This is a genomic window from Colwellia sp. MB02u-9 (assembly GCF_014077085.1).
GTDB lineage: Bacteria > Pseudomonadota > Gammaproteobacteria > Enterobacterales > Alteromonadaceae > Cognaticolwellia.
This window is the reverse complement of sequence record NZ_JACGVF010000059.1, coordinates 101,256-120,657: the sequence shown is the minus strand read 5'-3', so window position 1 is coordinate 120,657 and position 19,402 is coordinate 101,256. Positions and strand designations below refer to the sequence as shown.

Below are 19,402 nucleotides of genomic sequence, written 5' to 3'. Positions count from 1 at the left end.
GTGCTAAGGCTTTATTATTTTGCTGTGTTTGCATTTGAGCAATTTCTTCATCACTAAAACGGTAGGTTTTAGTATTGGCTAAACTCCAAAAAGCATCACCATAACTTGGGTTTAACTGGTAGGCTTTTTGGTAAGCAGCAATGGCTTTTTTTATATCACCTTTGGTTTTTAGCGCATGGCCTAGCTGCAGTTGAAAGCCTGCAATTTGATCGTTTTGCTCTACAGCTTGTTCAAATAGGATGATGGCTTGCTCAATTTTACCTAAACCTGTTAAGGCACTCGCTTTAGCGACTTTAAAGCTCAGGTTGTCAGGTTGTATAGCGAGTAACTTTTCAACTTGTTGTTCTGCCACTTTGTATTTACCTAAACGAATAAGTAAATTGAGGTACTGAGAGCGCGCATGGATGTGATTAGGCGCTAACTCAAGGGCACTGGCCAATAAAAATTCAGCATCGTCATAAATTTTTAGCTCTATACCTATTTCAGCAAGCATACACATGCCATCGATATGGCGTTGATTATCTTGCAAAAAATGTCGACAAATTTGTTCTGCTTTTAATAATTTCCCTTCGTGCATTAATTCAGTTACCGCGAGTAAGGCCGGTGGTAATTTTTTTAGTTTCTCTAACTGATTTGCGGCTTTTTGCATATTGTCTTGTTGCTTTGCATCTCGGTACAGGTGAATTAATGCTTGCCAACTAGCGACTAAACTCGGGTTAAGTTTTACCGCCTTTTCAAATGAAATTTTAGCCAGTGCTGGTTCATCTAAGGCTAAATGGATAAAGCCTTGTTCTTGATTAGCACGGCTATGTGTTTCATCGAGTTTAAGTAATTCATTAATACTGCTTAATGCCGCAGGGATAGTTTTTGCATAGCGTTGGGCAACGGCAATTAAATACCATAATTCAATTTGGTGCTCTTGGTCTGTGGTTTGTTTTTGTAGTTGTTTACTTTGTGTAATGGCGTCATTGAATTTTGTTGTTTGGATCAATTGTTGAATTGATTTTAATTGGTCTTCATTAGCAGAGTGAGATCTTGTGTCCAATGACTTAGCTCCAGAGTAGGTTAGCGTATTATTTTTAGGTTAAAAAACGCCTATTTTATCAATAAAAAGCCGCTTGATACAGATATCAAACGGCTTTATTTATCATTTTAGTTTTGACTTGACTTAACTAGCTTTTAGTAATCAATCTAGGCTTAATAAAAGTCGTACGAGAATCTAAAACCAATAGTACGAGGTCGGTTAGAAACTACTTTTGGCGTATACTGTTGAGTATCAATATATAATATTGCACTTTTATCAGTTAGGTTGTCGATGAAAAGCTCAGCTTTCCATTCGTCGTTAGTTACACCAAAGCTTAAATTTGCTACCACATAACTATCCTGTATATAACGACCACCGTTAAAGGTATCGCCATTACTGTCTGGATAATTCACTCCGGAATAAACATCAGCTTCTTTTTCAATGCTCAAACCTGAACCTGTGCCATAAATTAAATTAGTAGAGTCTTCTACCATATACGCATCCATCACCATACCGGCAAGTCTCTCTCCGGTATAACTAATTGAACCGTTAACATAACCTGTCATACCTTGGCCAATTGGATAGAAATACTGGGCTTGTAAGTTACCTGAAAATTCAGCTGAATACGGTAATCTACTACCTTCTGGTGGCGCAATACCATTAAGCTGGGCATTAACTGACGTTAGCTCGGTATCTATCAAACTAAAAGCACCAGAGATAATTAAGTTATCTGTTGCAACCCAACTAAAGTCACCATCAATACCTTTAATTTCAGCATCACCAACATTATCAGTAAATACTAAGAAGCTGATATTGGTAGGGTCATATCGCGATGTTTGCAGATCAGATATTTTTGAATAATAGGCAGTAGCGTTGAAGCGTAAGTTTTGATTAAATAATGTTGATTTAAAACCTAATTCTACGTTATCTAAGCTATCAGTCGTTGAGTACACTGGAATGCGGAAGCCTTCAAAGGCGCCTTCTTGACTTGTAGCTGAACCACCACCAACTCGGTTAGTAACCGGCGGTCTAAAACCTTCTGAGTATGATGCAAATACCATAACATCGTCATTAACTTGCCAATCAATTGAAGTTTTGATAATCGTATCATCAACTGTTAACGTGCCGTCACTATCAAGTAAGTCAGTTTCTAGTTGGCCACTAGCAATAGAAGCTTGAAGTGCTGCTGCTTCTTCAGCACCAAAAAATTCAGTTAATGCTGCTTCACTTCCGTCACCAAAGGCGCGCAAACGACCACTGACATCGGCGCTTGTAGTAGCACCTTTATAAATGTCATCAATTTGATACCAACGGGCACCAAAACTTGCAGTGACTGTGTCAGTAATATCATACTCGAACTGACCAAATACGGCGATTTGATCTATGGTATGTGTAACATCATTAACAAAACTTACTTCTGAAGGGAAAGGGCCGTCACCACTGTTAACGCCTTCATTTCCTGCAAGCGTTCTTTCCAAATCAGGAAAAAGTTCGGTATTCGCTATTTTGAATTGACCAACGGTTGATAACTCTTGCGTGTCGTAAAATACACCTGCGGTTACACGCCAGCGATTTTCAGCTGAGGTATTCATACGCAATTCGTGGGTAGTACGAGAGGTGCTAGTTTCTTCTTTATAATACTTAGTTGGGTCAAGACATTCTTGCTCTGCCGCTGCAGCTGAATAGTTACAAACATAAAAAGAAGAATAAAAGCCGCCATTAGTATAGCCAGTGTAATCAATCGTTGAATTGATATCTCTGTCGAGATAACCACCGGTATAAACCACGGTAAGTTGCTCAAGTCGGCCTTCTAATGTCCAAGTTGTTAAACCAAAATCATCATTGTTATTTTCAGGCATAAAACGGTTTGTTGATGTCTCACCCTTAAGGTTTGGATCGTAAGAAAACACACCTTCAGTATCAAGTGACTGTTGAGTATGTTGAACTAAAAGATCCCAGTCATTATTGATTAAATAAGATAAACCAAAGCGAGCACCGGCATAACTTGCCGTGTTAAAGTTTTCTTCTACTAAGGCAGCATTTTGTGGTGCGGTAATAGGGGTATTTTCTGGGTCATCTAATTTAGAGAAACCAGCAGAAATTCTATCAATGACAACAGTACTACCGGTATAACCACCTTCACCCGGAACATTGAGTACATTATCTATCCAACCACCTTGGTAGTCGTTGTAAGCAGTAACACGTACGGCCAACGAGTCAGATAAAGACATATTAAAATACGCTTCAACAGAGTTACTCATGTCGCCGCCTTTGGTGGTACTTGTGCTGGTATCAAAACCTGCAGCAAAACCATCATGGGTTGGCTTGTTAGTGATTAAGCGTACGGTACCTGATTGAGAGCTAGCACCAAAAAGTGTGCCTTGTGGCCCAGGCAAAACTTCTATACGCTCAACATCAGTAGCATAAATATCTAAGTTACGTCCTTGCATTGATACTGGTTGCTCGTCTAAATAGAAAGCAACAGAAGGTTGTAGTGCTTGAACTGATGAAACTGAGATGTTGGTTTGGGTAGTTGCTGCGCCACGAATATATATTTCATTTTGGCCAGGACCTGTACCCTGAAAAACTACGTTTGGTAAAAACTCTACGTATTGGTCAAAATTAGAAACGCCAAGTTTTTCTAAGCTATCACCGGTTAAGGCGGTAACAGTTACGGGCACTTCTTGAATTGATTCAACGCGTTTAGTCGCTGTAACTTCAATAGTCTCTATTGACGCTCTTTTTTTTGTTTCTTCAGCGTATAAAGTGCCTGACGCTGCTAGTGCGGTTAACACAGCGCAGTGTAGTTTAGTGAATTTCATATTGATTTTCCCTTGGTATTTTATTGTGAAGAGCCTAATACGTTTAGAACTCTAACTACAAATACACTTAGAACTCTAAATATAAATACCATTAGAGTTCTAAGTATATTTGGCTTTTGCGGTATCTTAACAAAATATAGGAATTTATTCAAAAATATAATAAAGTGCTCTTTTTTAGTGAAATCTCGTTACACGGGTAATTGTTCACACAAGTGACTATTTACACCTTGATTAACAAGATATAATATCAACACAAATTAAATTTAGGGGAAGGCTTTGTCTTTATCCGCCAATAGTCAATTAAATAAGACAGTATTCGTTAGTGCATCATCTATCATTATTGCTCTTTTACTTTATACAGTAGCACTACCTGAACAGGCACAGAGCTTGTTTACGCTTATTCAAACAAGCATTGTTGACAACGGCAGTTGGTTCTATGTACTCACCGTCGCTTTTATCTTCTTTTTTGTTATTTTTCTAGGATTCTCACGTTACGGGGATATTCGTTTAGGGCCTGATCATGCGACCCCCGATTATTCTATGCTGACTTGGCTTTCTATGTTGTTTGCCGCTGGAATGGGCATTGGCTTAATGTTCTTTGGTGTGGCAGAGCCATTGATGCACTATTTGTCGCCACCTACGGCAGAACAAGGCACGGTTGCTGCGGTTCAAGAAGCAATGAAAATGACATTTTTCCATTGGGGACTACATGCTTGGGCTATCTACGCCATTGTGGCCTTGGTATTAGCTTATTTTAGTTATCGCCATAATTTACCCCTAACGCTACGTTCTGCATTGTACCCCTTGATTGGTGAACGAATTTATCAATGGCCAGGGCATTTAGTTGATGTTTTTGCTGTGGTCAGTACGGTTTTTGGTGTTGCCACCTCGTTAGGTTTAGGCGCGTCGCAGGTAAATGCAGGTTTTGGTTATCTGTTCGGTATTGAGGTTTCTACGACCAATCAAATCATTATAATGATTGGTATTATTGGACTTGCCATTATCTCTGTTGCGACCGGTTTAGATAAGGGGATTAAAATACTTTCTGAAACCAACATGGTATTAGCGGTTATCTTGTTAACGTTGGTTTTTGTGCTCGGTCCAACGGTGTTTTTATTACAGGCTTACTTACAAAATATTGGTGATTATTTAGCTGATATAGTACATAACACCTTTAATTTATTCGCTTATAAAAAGACCACTTGGATAGGTGGTTGGACGATATTCTATTGGGGGTGGTGGCTTGCTTGGGCACCTTTTGTTGGCTTGTTCATTGCTAGAATCTCTCGTGGTCGCACGATTAGAGAATTCATAGTTGGTGTCATGTTAATACCCACCGTATTTACTTTGTTTTGGATGACTATTTTTGGTAACAGTGCCATTGATTTGGTGCATAACCAAGGGGTGGTTGAATTAGGAGAGATGGTCAGTAAAGACTCATCAGTGGCATTATTTATTTTTCTAGAAAACTTCCCATTATCTACCTTGCTGTCTTTCTTTAGTGTCTTGATGATAGTGATATTTTTTGTTACCTCTTGTGATTCTGGTGCGATGGTAGTGGATATGCTCTGTTCGCATGGCAGTAATAACACACCCTTGTGGCAACGAGTTTATTGGGCGGTAGGTATCGGCATGGTCGCAGGGATTTTATTGTTAGCGGGTGGACTTGGTGCTCTGCAGACTATGACTATTGCCAGTGCCTTGCCTTTTGCTATCGTACTACTGCTTGCTATTGCTGGCTTGATTAAAGCATTGAGAGTTGAAGCTTTTAAGCAAGACAGCCAGCTTATAACAGCGGTACCTCATTCAAACAATGATCGTGATGATAGCTGGCAGGTGCGGTTAAATAATATTGTTGATTACCCAAACAAGGGCAATGTTAATAAATTTATTAGTAAGACCGTTGTACCTGCGTTTAAATCCGTTGCTGATGAACTAAAGAAAAACCAAATCAATGTGGTTGTTTCGGATGAAAATGGCCTAAGTTTATTGGTTGAACATGGTGAAGAACAGCAGTTTGTTTATCGGGTGCTTGCTCGAAAGCATTCACAACCAGACTTTGCTAATGAAGCCGATGATGATGAGCACAATTATTATCGAGCAGAAGTTCATTTAGGTGAAGGTGGACAAGATTATGACATTATGGGGTGGTCGAAGGCGGCAGTGATCAATAATATTATTGATCAATACCATAAACATTTGCACTTTTTGCATTTGTTACGTTAACCACTAACGGCGTCAGTTTTATCGATATTACTGGCGCTCGTTACATATAATCAGAGCCTATAACAAAATTGTTATAGGCTCTGTAATTCTAATAGCGGTGCAGCATCTATTTTGTCAGCATCCATCATATTTGATAAACGCTCCATTGAAGACAGCAGTTGCGATTGTTCCCATTGCTCTAAATTAGAAAATTTTTCAATAAAATGTTCTTGCAATGCTTGCGGTGCCTTAAGCAAAAGCGCTTTTCCATCATCAGTTAAATACAGGCCGACTTTACGTTTGTCTTGTGTATAACGCACTCTTGAAATAAGGTTTTTATTTTCTAACCGATCAATAATATTGGTCACCGTTGCGGGACTTAAATTAACTTTTTTGGCAACTTGGCTTGAATTGATACTGTATTCTTTATCGATCTCTAACATAATTAATAATTGTGGGCTGGTTAAGCCGGACGTTTTATTAAGATGTTTTGAATGTAAATCAATGGCGCGTATAACTTTTCTTAAGGAAATTAATAATTCCTGGTGTTTTTCCATAACAGTAGACTCCTAACTCCTAACTTTAAAATTCCGTAGTCTAATCAAAATTATAACGACCGACTAGAGAAATTATTGAAATAAACATTATTTAACTAAAATCACTTGGGTTTTTCAAATAACGTATAGGTATGATGGCTGAAAAGTTGTGATCTCTCAATATAAAAATAACAGAGTATGTCAATATGAAATTTCCAAAAATAGGACCTGCGTTTCTTGTTACAGCAGCGTTTATTGGTCCAGGGACAATAATTACCGCGTCAATGGCTGGCGCAAATTATGGTGTATCACTTGTTTGGGCATTGCTATTTGCTATGTTTGCGACGTTAATTTTGCAAGAAATGGCGGCAAGGCTGGGTATCGTCAGTCAACAAGGTTTAGGCGAAAATATACGACAGGCGATTAAGCAGCCGTTTGCTAAGGCTTGTGTTGTTATGCTGGTGGTGAGCGCTATTGTGGTGGGTAATGGCGCATATCAAAGTGGTAATATTTCAGGCGCAAGTTTAGGCTTAGTAGGTGTTGCAGAACAGTTAGGTTTTAAAGTGGCTTTTGGAGCTATTATTTTCCCAATCATGATTGGTTTGCTTGCTTTTGTCTTACTTATTACCGGAAGTTACAAAGTCATTGAGCGAGCTTTAGTGGTGTTAGTTGGCTTAATGAGTATTGCATTTATAGTGACATTTTTTTTAAGCAAACCACAATGGTACGAGTTAATGAGCAGTTTTGTCACCTTTGAATTACCCACAGGTGCAACACTCACGGTTATTGCTCTCATTGGCACGACAGTTGTGCCCTATAATTTATTTTTACATGCTTCAACGGCGAGTAAAAAATGGCAGTCAGTTGATGATATATCAACAGCAAGGAAAGATTTACTGCTATCTATTCCGCTTGGGGCTTTAATATCAGTGGCTGTACTTTCAACCGCGGCTTCGGCCTTTTTTGGTCAGCAACTCAGTTTGCAAAGTGCTGCCGACATAGCACCTGCGCTACAGCCGCTATTTGGTGACTCTGCAAGTTTATTTCTTGGCCTTGGCTTATTTTGTGCGGGCATATCATCTGCGATCACCGCCCCTTTAGCTGCAGCCTTTGCGTTAAGTGGTATTTTAAATTTAGACAAAAACCTTAACGCTTTTGGCTTTAGATTAACCTGGATGATTATTTTAATTATTGGTGTTGTTGTCAGCAGCGCAGGTTTTAAACCTGTTGCTGTTATTTGGTTTGCACAAGTAGCCAATGGCATTCTGCTACCTTTGATCAGTATTTTTCTCTTATGGATTATGAATACAAAAGTGCTAGGTGAGTACCGCAATAATTTATGGCAGAACATGGCTGCGGCCGGTGTGATTTTGATTACCTTACTCTTGAGTGGGCGTAGCTTGATGTCAGCGTTTGGTTTGCTGTAAGCACTGAGTATTGATGACTATATAAAAACACAGCTTTATCTAGAATAATATTAATCGCCTACAAGAGATGAAAAGCCCTTAAATCAGATGGTTTAAGGGCTTTTTAGTGTTAACTAATGATTAAAAACCACATTGTTTACCTTGGTTTTTATCTTTTAACCAAGTATGCAAGGGGGCAAAATAATCAAGAATAGCGGTTGCATCCATTTGTTCATTGCCAGTTAATACTTTATACGCGGCTTGCCATGGCTGACTTGAGCCCATCTCAAGGACGGTATTTAACGCGGCACCGGCATCTTTGTTGTTATAAATAGAACAACGATGAATAGGGTCCGTATTACCTGAAATGTCACATAAGGCACGATGAAATTCAAATTGCTGAATATGTGCTAAGAAATAACGAGAATAAGGTACGCCAGCGGGTACATGGTATTTGGCTCCCGGGTCAAAAGCATCGATGTTACGATCAATGGGGGCGGTTACCCCTTGATATTTTTCACGTAACTCCCACCAAGCGCTATTATAGTTTTCAGGGGTAACTTCACCGGAATAAACTTTCCAACGCCATTGATCAACCATTAAACCAAAGGGAATAAAGGCAATTTTATCTAGCGCCATTTTCATTAATAAACCAATGTCTTTTGATTCATCAGGAATGGTGTCAATTAAACCAATCTCTTTTAAGTATTTAGGCGTTACTGACAGGGCAATGGTGTCACCAATAGCTTCATGGAAACCGTCGTTAGCACTATTTTGATAATAAACGGGCTGGTTTTGGTAAGCACGTTGATAAAAGTTATGACCTAATTCGTGATGAATAACTGAGAAGTCTTCACCAGTTTTTTGGATACACATTTTAATGCGAATATCATCTTTGGCATCTAAGTCCCATGCTGAGGCATGACATACCACGTCTCGATCGGCGGGCTTAGTAAATAATGAACGTTGCCAAAATGTTTCTGGTAAGGCTTCAAAGCCAAGCGAAGTAAAAAAGCTTTCAGCGCCTTTTACCATTTTAATTTCGTCGTAATTATGGCTGGCAAGTTGTTTGGTAACATCATAACCAGGATCAGCATTTTCAGGTGCCACTAAGTCATAAATATTGCCCCACGATTGTGCCCACATATTACCTAATAAATGCGCCGGAATAGGTTGGTCTTGTGGCACTTTATCTTCGCCGTACGTTTTGCCTAATTCACTGCGCACATAACAATGTAGATCATCGTATAAGGGTTTAATTTGCCCCCATAAACGGTCAAGCTCTTTAGCAAAATCATCAGCAGGCATATCGTAATTAGAACGCCACATTGCGCCCAAATCGGCATAACCTAGTCCTTGTGCGCCTTCGTTACCCAATTCTGCTTGGCGAATATATAAGGGCTTCATCGCTGGACTAATGGTGCGCCAACCTTGCCACATTTCTAATAATTCATCGTAGTTACGAGAGGTTGCCATGGTAGCGGTCATCTCGCCTAAACTTAAGGTTTCGCCCGATTTAGTGGTGTAATTTCCTTTACCATATAGACTATTTAACTCAGCGCCAATTTTTGCTAACTCAGCCGATTTAGCTGGATTTTGCGGTGCTGGCATCACTAAACTCTGCTTTAATATATTGAGTTTACGGCGTTGATCTGCACTGACTTCTACAGCGTCAAATTTAGCGGCTTGCATGGCAAATCGAACCCCAGCTTCTGTCGACTTTTGATCTGCTGCTGCGGCAAGTGCTGAAGTGTCTTGCGTAATAAAGTTTGCATTGATCCAAGCCGCACGACTGCCTTCAAGGTTAAGTTGCACCAGCTCTTTTTCGGTAGTGGCTAAGAATTTTTCTGCCTCTTGAGCGGTTAACGCTTTACTTACTACAGTGGCCGCTTTAGCTGCATTTTTTACTGTGTTATCACCATTACAAGCACTAAGGCTTGCTGCTACCAAGATAGCTGCTGTGGTTAATTTAAATGTCGATTGCATAAATATCCATTATTGTTTTTGTTAGCGCTTGATTTGCGCCTTAATCAACTTAATCTAGGGTCATGGCTAGTGTAGATTGAGATTATCATCTTGGCAATAGTCTTGATTTTGTTAAGGACATTCGGGGGAATTGATAAATTTTGGACAAAAAAAAGCCCAGCGAAAGGGGTGCTGGGCCATCATATAAAATATACTAGGGAAAGTATGAAATTTGCTTTTCAAAAATTGCTTCAGGAAATGCAAAAAAATTATAGCTACATTAGGTGTTTTTAACTGTGTTTTTTCTGTAATAGTTTGTAATGAATGAGAGGAATAATTGCAAAACAACTCAGTAATATCATTTTAAGGTTAAAATATTATACGGAGAGTAAGTCGAAGTACATTATTTACCAAGCACCAAGCACCAAGAAAATATCAATTGAGATACCTACAAGGTATTAATATTGCTGTAGAGAAAGTTAAATGGGCACGCATTTTTAATCTAGTGGCCATTAATTGACTTTTTTGGGTATTTGTTTAGACTTTTTTTAGTTCTGCATTTAATCCTAGTTGCGTTAGTTTAAACGCTTGTTTAAACTACTTGTATTAATTTGTTGATCACACTAGAACTACGGCGTTATTTACCTATGAGCACGAAGAATAAAATATTAGATGCAGCAGAAAGTTTGTTTGCAAATAAGGGTTTTAATGGTACCTCTCTACGTGAAATAACCGGTCAAGCCGATGTGAATTTAGCTGCGGTTAATTATCATTTTGGCTCGAAGAAAGAACTAATTAAAGCGGTTATGTCTCGTTACATGAATGAGTTATCTCCGCGTTTAGAAAGTGCTTTAAGACAAGTCTGTGAAATAGAATCACCTAACCTAATTGACGTGTTTTCTGCTTTTATCGATCCGCTATTGTCCTTAAACAAGTTTAAGGACAATGGGACCAGTAATTTCTTGCAGCTTTTAGGCCGAGGTTATACTGACAGCCAAGGTTTTTTACGCTGGTTTTTAACCACTCAATACCCAGGTGTTATTGATAATTTTGTTTTAGCGGTACAAAAATCCTACCCAGAGCTAAGTGCTGAAGAGATGTTTTGGCGTTTACATTTTACCATGGGCACAGTGGTTTTTACCATGTCTTCGAGTGACGCTTTGATTGATATTGCTAAAAGTGATTTCGATCGTGATCTGCAAATTTCAGATGTTATCCGTAATGTTATTCCCTATGTTGCGGCCGGTGTTGGCGCACCTATGCCCTTGAAACGTTAAGTTGTGCTCAGCTGAGTTAGCTAAAATATAAGATAAACATTACACAGATTTTGTTACAGGGTCCTTAGCAGGCTTATTATTTAATAGCGTCAGCATCTTTGTTTATGCGTGCTAATTAGGTAAAGTAGCCGTATCTTAATATTGTAAAGTGTTGTTATGGGTCCAGTTATGTTTGATGTGCAAGGCACATCATTGTCTCAAGAAGATAAAGAAATACTTCAACATCCACTGATCGGTGGATTAATCTTTTTTACTCGAAATTATCAATCACCAGAACAAATGGCTGACTTAAGTCAGCAAATCCGCATGGCAGCTAAAAAGCCTATGTTATTAGCGGTTGATCATGAGGGGGGTCGTGTACAACGCTTTCGAGAGGGTTTTTCTTTAATCCCGGCTATGGGTAAGTTATGGCGAATGTCAGAACAAAACCTCGCCTTAGCAAAAGAACTCGCTAAACAAAGTTCTATTCTGATGGCATTGGAAGTGCAAGCGGTCGGTATAGATATCAGTTTTGCGCCCGTATTAGATATTAATAACATTAGCGACGTTATTGGTGATAGAGCCTTTCATCAACAACCCGATTACGTCACTGAACTAGCTGAGGCATTTATTAGTGGCTTACACCTAGTGGGTATGAAAGCAACCGGTAAGCATTTTCCGGGTCATGGTAGTGTTAAAGCTGACTCTCATATTGATTTACCCATTGATAAACGTACAAGCACTGAAATTTTCCAACAAGACTTAATGCCATTTAAGCAACTTATTAACAAAGGAAAAGTGGATGCCTTGATGCCCGCACATATTATTTTCCCCGATGTTGATCCTCAAGCAGTAGGTTTTTCTCGCTATTGGCTACAAAACATTTTACGTGAACAACTCGGTTTTAATGGCGTGATTTTTAGTGATGATTTATCCATGCAAGGCGCGGCAAGTATCGGTGGTTATATTGAACGCGCTGAGGCAGCACAAGCAGCAGGTTGCGATATGCTTTTATTATGCAACAACCGTGATGGCTGTGTAGAGGTGCTTGATAATGCTAATATTTCAACATCATTAGTCGGTAGTGAAAGGCTTAATAAGCTGCTGAAAACGCCAGATAAAAACACTAATTGGTCAAGGCTTAAAGAAAATGTAGTCTGGCAACAAGCGAGCCAATACCTTAAGCAATATCGTTGATTTTTAGCTGAGATCGAAGCTGTTCAAATTACAAAGCAATAAACTTAAATAACAAACTTAAATAATAAAGAATATTAACAAAATATCAAAATAAAAATATAATAATAAAAATATTGGATAAATTTATGAAACTCACTAAACAGCTATTCATTCCGTTAGCCCCTGTTTTAGCAGTAATATTTCATTTTACCTTGCAAGCTATTGGCTTGGACAGTAAAGCCTCTATCGCTGCGGCTATTACGCTATTAACGGTTATTTGGTGGGTGACAGAAGCACTGCCTATACCTGCCACGTCATTAGTGCCTTTTGCCTTGCTGCCCCTATTTGGCATTGTCGATCATAAAGTGGTCGCATCCGCCTTAGGTAGCCACGTAATTTTGCTCTTAATGGGTGCTTTTATGCTGTCAAAAGCCATTGAAAAAAGTGGCGCACATGAACGGTTAGCGGTTTACATGGTGCGCTTGGTGGGCGTTAATAGCGGCAGGCGAATGGTCTTTGGCTTTATGTTAGCGAGTGCACTATTAAGTATGTGGATATCCAACACCGCCACAACCTTAATTATGTTACCTATTGCCTTGGCCATTCTAAAACATATTGATAATCAAAATCTTAAAGTAGCGCTGATTCTTGGTATTGCCTATGCAGCAAGTGTGGGTGGTGTTGCGACCCCGATTGGAACGCCGCCTAATGTGATCTTTATGGGCATTTATGAAGAACAAACCGGCATTGAATTTGGCTTTTTAGAATGGATGAAAATTGGCGTACCTATTGTGGTACTTGCTATTCCAATTATGGCCTTTTGGCTTACCAGAAATGTCAAACTTGAACAAGCGGTACACTTACCCGTATTAGGGCCATGGCGCGCGGAAGAAACACGCACTTTGTGGATTTTTGGTTTAACTGCATTAGCATGGATCACACGTAAAGAACCTTTTGGTGGTTGGAGTGGCGCCTTAGATATTGAGATAGCAGGTGATAGCACTGTCGCTTTATTTGCTGTGGTGTTGATGTTTATTGTGCCCAACGGTAAAGGCTCACGCTTACTCGATTGGGACAGCGCTAAAACTATTCCCTGGGGTATGTTATTGCTATTTGCTGGCGGTATTGCCTTAGCTAAAGGTTTTGTCGCTTCAGGTTTAAGTGATTTATTGGGTGAGTGGTTAGCGTCATTTGCTCACTTACCGGCAATTATCATGATTGTTACTATTTGTTTGGTGGTGACTTATCTAACAGAAATAACCAGTAACACCGCAACAGCCACCTTACTGATGCCCATTTTAGCAGCGGCGGCTATTGCCTCTGGTTATGACCCTAAAGTGTTAATGATACCTGCGGCGATATGTGCCAGTTGTGCGTTTATGCTACCTGTGGCAACAGCGCCTAATGCCATCGCTTATGGCACCGGTGAAATACAAATTAAAGAGATGGTAAAAGAAGGGGCCGTGCTCAGTTTTATTATTTCTTGCTTAGTGGGTATTACTTGTTACTTGTTATTGCTCTAATAGCCTTTAACGTCAAATTTAAATACTCGCGTTATGACCTTGGGTTATAACGCGAGTATGATAAAAAAACGGTTAAAACATTTTCTCTTTTTGCAAACGTGCTAATAAAATAATAGCGAACGCGGCGCTATAAATACCAAATATGACTAGCATGACTTGTGGCATGGTAAAGCCTAAGAATTGCCAGTTAATATCACCGCAGTCGCCTGTTGCTTCAAACAAGGCCGGTAACCATTGATGTAGTGGCGCCCAAGTTGGGAAGTTTGGTATAAACTCACAACTAAATAAAAACGACATGGTTGATGATTGCATGTCGACATGTTCTAAAGCAATGATGAAGCCCCAAATAGCCCCAGTAGCCCATAAACCATAAGCGGCAATACGTATTAATACAAATTGACAACCTAAAGCCCCAACGACACCGGCTAAAAATATCCCCCAGATGGCGGTGCGCTGATAAATGCACATAATGCAGGGTTCAAGCCCCATCACATATTGAAAGTAGAGTGCGATTAATTCAAAACATAAGGCACTAACCGCGAGCAATTGCCAAGCTCGTTGATTTAAAGATAATTGGCTTAAGAAATTCACGACATATCGCCCATGATTAATTATTTAAGTAATATTGCTAGATATGCTAACAATAATAAAAAAGCGCCACAAGGGCGCTTTTGTTAAATTTTATATCAGCTTATAACTTGAACAAAACTTATTAGTGACCACCAGGGGCACTAGTTTCAGGCTTTGCACTGTGATGCTGAATAATATTTTCGTCATAAAAATACTGGGTGTATTTGGTTAACTGTCCCGTTGAGATAGCCAGTAAACCAACAATAGTTAACACTATCGTATAAGGGAACGCCATAATAACCATGCGACCATAAGATAAACGAATTAATGGCGCTAGTGCTGAGGTTAATAAGAACAAGAAGGCTGCTTGACCATTCGGTGTTGCCACACTGGGTAAGTTTGTACCTGTGTTAATTGCTACCGCTAACAAATCAAACTGGTCGCGGGTAATTTGGCCAGCCATTAGTGCTTTTTGAATCTCTGTAATGTAAACCGTACCTACGAATACATTATCACTCACCATAGAAAGTAAGCCATTTGCCAGATAGAACATAACAAGCTGCATGTTACCTTCAAAGGTTAACACCCAAGTAATAACAGGCGTAAATAAACCCTGATCGACAATAACAGCAACTATCGCGAAGAACACAGCTAATAGAGCAGTAAAAGGTAGCGCTTCTTCAAAGGCATGACCAATTTGATGCTCTTCAGTAATACCCGTAAAAGCAGTGGCTAGAATGATGACAGATAAGCCAATCATACCAACCGGTGCTAAATGTAAGGCCAGACCAACAATTAACCAAACGGCAATCGCACCTTGAATAATCAGTTTGGCATTATCAAGCTTATTACGTTTTTTACTTTCTGCAATATCGTAGTCGTTCAACACATTGTAAACATTTTCTGGTAAAGCAACGCCGTAACCAAACCATTTTACTTTCTCTAAAAGTACACAGGTTATCATACCAGCAAAAAACACTGGAATAGTTACTGGTGACATACGAATAGCAAACTCAAGGAATTCCCAGCCGGCTTGTTGACCAATAACTAAGTTTTGTGGCTCACCAACTATGGTACATACACCACCTAAAGCGGTACCCACACCAGCATGCATCATTAAATTACGTAAGTAGCCGCGAAACTGCTCTAAATCAACACGAGAGTATTCAGCTAATTCATGGTCACTGGTATGATCGTGGTCAACTTTAATGTCTTTACCCGAAGCAACCTTGTGATAAACAGAGTAAAAACCAATAGCGACACTTATAATTACAGCAATTACGGTAAGCGCATCTAAGAAGGCCGACAAGAAGGCCCCAGAGAAACAAAACAGTAAAGACACCATCACTTTGGAACGAACTTTAGTGACTATTTTAGTGAATAAAAATAGTAACAAGCCTTTCATAAAGTAAATGCCGGCAACCATAAAGATTAATAATAAGATCACTTCAAAGTTTAAGATCATCTCATGCATGACTTGATTTGGACTTGTCATACCTATGGCAACTGCTTCAATAGCGAGTAAGCCACCGGGTTGTAAAGGGTAACATTTTAGTGCCATTGCTAGAGTAAATATAAACTCAACAACCAATGCCCAACCGGCAATGTAGGGGTCGACAACGAAAAATAGTAATGGGTTGATTACTAAAAATGTAATTATTGCGATTTTGTACCATTCTGGCGAATTGCCAAGAAAGTTTTTATAAAACGCATTCATGAATGATTGCTGCATGATGAACCTTTTGAAAATTAAGAGCTAGGGTTAGTGTGACTTAAACGTTTTTTAATTATTTTTTTTAATTATTTTTATAAATTTAAGAGTTCAAGAGTTTAAGCGTTAATTGAACTATTGTAAATAAGTCAGATCAAGCTTGTTGGGTATTGAAAAGGACCTTTAGGGCAGTAAATGTAATTTTCGCATCAAGAAGCACGCTTTAAAAAATGGCAAAGTCAGCAGTTATAAGAAAAACTTTTGATTTTAGAATACTTAAAAAATAGCGATAAAGCTAAGGTGAATTTAACATGGCAGCTTTAGGGGATATTGGTTTATGACTAGCGCCAATGAAGTTGAGCGTTTGATGCCTCTCGCACTCATAGGTATCAAAAATTTTACTAAAATAGCTTTAAAATTAATTTAACTACTTAGTTGCTATATAGTCGTTTTATAGTTGTTATAGAAAAAAAGTACTGTTATCAGGCTGATGTTTGAACGGCTTTATCTGCTGATTCATGCACTTGATTATATTCTGAAATAGATGTTAGTATTTCCATTTTTACTAAGTTAGATTATTGCTTGAATCATTAAAGGTGTGTTTTGAATTACATCTGTGAACAAATTATCACTTTAACTTTTAGTTTTATTGTTAAGTCCCCGTGAAGTGTTTTGACTAGATTTTTGTCGGTTTATATACAATAGCTAGCTAATTTATTGCCTGTATACAGATTAATAGATTGGGTTCTTGAGGAGAAAGTGGCTAGCAGGAAAACCAATGAAGCTACTTTTAAAAACAATACATTCAACAAGTTATTCAATAATATTAAAATCATAATTTTTAACCCTTAGCTTTAAGCTGATTACTTACCAAGGATCTGTTAAATCACCTTAAGTCCTATTGCCAGTCTTTTAGACTTGGTATAGTTCACTAACGTAAAAAAGACATTACATATTGTTTTTATAGACCTTTAATTTTTACTATTTAATATGAGACCTTTTTATGCTTAAAAAATTTAATAAGTTATCCATTGTTTATCAATTAACAACGATTGTTTTTATTATTACATTGGCAGTTTTTTCGCTATTAACACTTTATGTTTCTTATGACACCAGTAGAGGCGCAATTAAAGGCGTTGAGCAACAACTGAATCGTGAATTAAAGTCGATATCAGGAAATTTTGAATTTTTTCATGAGACCTTAGAACAAAGGACCAGTCAGTTAGGTGATATTTTCTTTAATATGTTTTCAAATGATCTGAGCATTGATATGGCTAATATTAGCCGAGTAGGTAACTTTGATGTGCCGACATTAATGCATGGCGATAAAGCAATTAACGGCAATTTTTCATTACCCGATGAATTCACCAAAATGACCGGGGGAAGTGCGACTATATTTATGAAATACAATGATGACTTTATTCGTGTTTCTACCTCTTTACGTAAAGAAAACAATGATAGGGCTTTTGGTACCTTGTTAGGTAAAAGTCATCCTGGTTATTCCACTTTAATGCAAGGTAACACCTATAAAGGACCTGCCTTTTTATTTGGTCGTAACTACATGACTAAATATATTCCTTTTAAAGATGTCAACGGTGCGGTTATAGGAATTATGTATGTTGGTTTTAACTATACGGCATCGCTAGCAACATTTAAGGAAAAATTAGCTAAAATTAAGTTTGGTGACACGGGTTATTTGTATGCAATTTCAGCTAAAAAAGGCCCTAAGCAGGGAACTTTAGTTATTCATCCTTCCATTGAAGGAAAAAATCTTGTCGCAATGGAAGATGCGTCAGGCAAAAAAGTTTTTAAAAAATTACTTGATGGTGATTCAGGTGTTATGCATTACCAATGGAATAATGCCCAAGGACAGGCCCAGGATAAATTAGTTGCCTATAAGCATGTTAATGGCTGGGACTGGGTTATTGCTGCAGGAAGTTATACCGATGAATTTACAAAGGAAAGCGTTTCACTGCGTAATAATTTAATTGCAATGACCATTTTGAGTGCGTTGGTTATTTTGGCGCTAGTTTATCTTTCGTTAAAGCATTGGTTGAAACCCTTAAATGCCATTGCTCAAAGTTTGAAACTATTGGGACAAGGAGATCTCAGAACGCGTGTTACGGTAGAAGGCTCGGAAGATTTTGAAGATACCTCTAATGAAATACAATTTTTAGCGGGTCATTTAAATAAAATGGCGCAAGAATTTTCAATATTAATTAACAGTATTTTAAGTTCAGTTGATCTGATGGGCATTGCCTCAGAACGTGTCGCAGCGGTTGCTGCACAAACACGACAAGGAGCGGGTCAACAGTTAGATGAAGTAGATCAAGTTGCAACGGCCATAAATGAAATGGCCGCAACAGTGCAAGAAGTAGCATCAAGTGCGGTTACTGCCGACTCCCTAACGAAAGAGTCAAATGATCATGTTCAACGAGGTAACTTGGTTGTTAATAATGTCGCAAGTTCTATTCAAGATTTAGCTATTCAAGTTGAAGAATCGGCAACAGCGATTGAAGCGGTTGAAAGTGAAAGTAAAAGTGTTGAAACTGTTTTAGAGGTTATTCGTGGGATAGCAGAGCAAACTAACTTACTTGCGTTAAATGCAGCGATTGAAGCTGCAAGAGCCGGTGAACAAGGTCGAGGGTTTGCTGTAGTTGCTGATGAAGTGAGAACGCTGGCGCAAAGAACACAGACATCAACGGCTGAGATTCGTGTGATAATCGAGCGATTGCAACATAGCGCTACACAAGCGGTAGAAAAAATGCAATTAGGCCGAGACAAGGCCAGAAGTAGTGTTGAAGAAGTATCAAAAGCCGATGACGTACTCAATCAAATAACTGAATCTGTTGCGTCTATTTCTCAGATGACAGCCCAAATAGCGGTTGCGACTGAAGAGCAATCACGAGTAGCAGAAGATGTGAATCAACGTGTGGTAAATATTCGTGATATATCAAGCGAAACCTCTAATGGGGCAAACGAAATGCTTGAGTCAACATCACAAATGCAAGGTGCGGTAAAACAATTACACACCAAGACAACACGGTTTACAGTCTAAATTATTTAATAAATTGAGCTAGCCTGTAAAAATTTTGTGTAGCTGCTAGTTTTAAATAAAGTATTTAAAACGGTCTTCGAATTCAATCATAAATTGATTCAAGGCCGTTTTTTTAGTTTTTATCATAGGGCGTTGTAAATACAATGGATG

General features: G+C 38.7%; 12 protein-coding genes. 6 read left to right on the top strand and 6 right to left on the bottom strand.

Translation table 11 applies throughout. From position 1 onward, the window contains the following. The coding region (locus H4J65_RS00935; RefSeq protein ID WP_182194306.1) for a tetratricopeptide repeat protein at positions 1-1,045 on the bottom strand (1,045 nt) is incomplete at its 3' end. A 152-nt stretch (positions 1,046-1,197) separates the two neighbouring features. Continuing rightward, positions 1,198-3,846, bottom strand: coding sequence for a TonB-dependent receptor (locus H4J65_RS00930; protein ID WP_182135155.1), 2,649 nt, complete (start codon positions 3,844-3,846; stop codon positions 1,198-1,200). 276 nt (positions 3,847-4,122) lie between these two features. Here H4J65_RS00930 and H4J65_RS00925 point away from each other — a divergent pair, with 276 nt between their 5' ends. Continuing rightward, positions 4,123-6,072, top strand: coding sequence for a choline BCCT transporter BetT (locus tag H4J65_RS00925; protein ID WP_182135157.1), 1,950 nt, complete (start codon positions 4,123-4,125; stop codon positions 6,070-6,072). Between the two features lie 71 nt (positions 6,073-6,143). Here H4J65_RS00925 and H4J65_RS00920 read toward each other — a convergent pair whose 3' ends face one another. After that, positions 6,144-6,608: a MarR family winged helix-turn-helix transcriptional regulator gene (locus H4J65_RS00920; protein ID WP_182135159.1), complete on the bottom strand. Its 465-nt coding sequence runs from the start codon at positions 6,606-6,608 to the stop codon at positions 6,144-6,146. A gap of 185 nt (positions 6,609-6,793) precedes the next feature. Between H4J65_RS00920 and H4J65_RS00915 the strand changes: the two genes are divergently transcribed. After that, positions 6,794-8,014, top strand: a complete 1,221-nt coding sequence (locus H4J65_RS00915) for an Nramp family divalent metal transporter (protein ID WP_182194303.1) — start codon at positions 6,794-6,796, stop codon at positions 8,012-8,014. Positions 8,015-8,134: 120 nt separating this feature from the next. On the opposite strand, the gene H4J65_RS00910 is transcribed toward H4J65_RS00915, so the two are convergent. Beyond that, positions 8,135-9,979, bottom strand: a complete 1,845-nt coding sequence (locus H4J65_RS00910) for a M2 family metallopeptidase (RefSeq protein ID WP_182194300.1) — start codon at positions 9,977-9,979, stop codon at positions 8,135-8,137. Between the two features lie 626 nt (positions 9,980-10,605). Between H4J65_RS00910 and H4J65_RS00905 the strand changes: the two genes are divergently transcribed. From H4J65_RS00905 to H4J65_RS00895, 3 genes are all read left to right on the top strand, one after another. After that, a complete protein-coding gene (locus H4J65_RS00905) occupies positions 10,606-11,235 on the top strand; it encodes a TetR/AcrR family transcriptional regulator (protein ID WP_182194297.1) in 630 nt (209 codons plus the stop codon). Between the two features lie 156 nt (positions 11,236-11,391). After that, the gene (gene nagZ / locus H4J65_RS00900) at positions 11,392-12,411 is read left to right on the top strand and encodes a beta-N-acetylhexosaminidase (protein ID WP_182194294.1); all 1,020 of its coding nucleotides are present in this window, start codon (positions 11,392-11,394) and stop codon (positions 12,409-12,411) included. 125 nt (positions 12,412-12,536) lie between these two features. Further along, positions 12,537-13,913 (top strand): SLC13 family permease, encoded by a 1,377-nt coding sequence (locus H4J65_RS00895; protein WP_182194291.1) that lies wholly within the window; start codon positions 12,537-12,539, stop codon positions 13,911-13,913. 72 nt (positions 13,914-13,985) lie between these two features. Here H4J65_RS00895 and dsbB read toward each other — a convergent pair whose 3' ends face one another. Next, positions 13,986-14,504: a disulfide bond formation protein DsbB gene (dsbB, locus tag H4J65_RS00890; RefSeq protein WP_182194288.1), complete on the bottom strand. Its 519-nt coding sequence runs from the start codon at positions 14,502-14,504 to the stop codon at positions 13,986-13,988. 121 nt (positions 14,505-14,625) lie between these two features. Next, positions 14,626-16,215, bottom strand: coding sequence for a sodium/proton antiporter NhaB (gene nhaB / locus H4J65_RS00885; protein WP_182182989.1), 1,590 nt, complete (start codon positions 16,213-16,215; stop codon positions 14,626-14,628). Positions 16,216-17,197: 982 nt separating this feature from the next. On the opposite strand from nhaB, the gene H4J65_RS00880 reads away from it, so the two are divergent. Then, positions 17,198-19,252 (top strand): methyl-accepting chemotaxis protein, encoded by a 2,055-nt coding sequence (locus tag H4J65_RS00880; protein WP_182182992.1) that lies wholly within the window; start codon positions 17,198-17,200, stop codon positions 19,250-19,252. The last annotated feature ends 150 nt before the right edge of the window (positions 19,253-19,402 follow it).

Coding starts and splice junctions, on each gene's coding strand:
- H4J65_RS00930 (WP_182135155.1), bottom strand. CDS start 3,846: ATGAAATTCACTAAACTACACTGCGCTGTGTTAACCGCACTAGCAGCG.
- H4J65_RS00920 (WP_182135159.1), bottom strand. CDS start 6,608: ATGGAAAAACACCAGGAATTATTAATTTCCTTAAGAAAAGTTATACGC.
- H4J65_RS00915 (WP_182194303.1), top strand. CDS start 6,794: ATGAAATTTCCAAAAATAGGACCTGCGTTTCTTGTTACAGCAGCGTTT.
- H4J65_RS00910 (WP_182194300.1), bottom strand. CDS start 9,979: ATGCAATCGACATTTAAATTAACCACAGCAGCTATCTTGGTAGCAGCA.
- H4J65_RS00905 (WP_182194297.1), top strand. CDS start 10,606: ATGAGCACGAAGAATAAAATATTAGATGCAGCAGAAAGTTTGTTTGCA.
- nagZ (WP_182194294.1), top strand. CDS start 11,392: ATGGGTCCAGTTATGTTTGATGTGCAAGGCACATCATTGTCTCAAGAA.
- H4J65_RS00895 (WP_182194291.1), top strand. CDS start 12,537: ATGAAACTCACTAAACAGCTATTCATTCCGTTAGCCCCTGTTTTAGCA.
- nhaB (WP_182182989.1), bottom strand. CDS start 16,215: ATGCAGCAATCATTCATGAATGCGTTTTATAAAAACTTTCTTGGCAAT.
- H4J65_RS00880 (WP_182182992.1), top strand. CDS start 17,198: ATGCTTAAAAAATTTAATAAGTTATCCATTGTTTATCAATTAACAACG.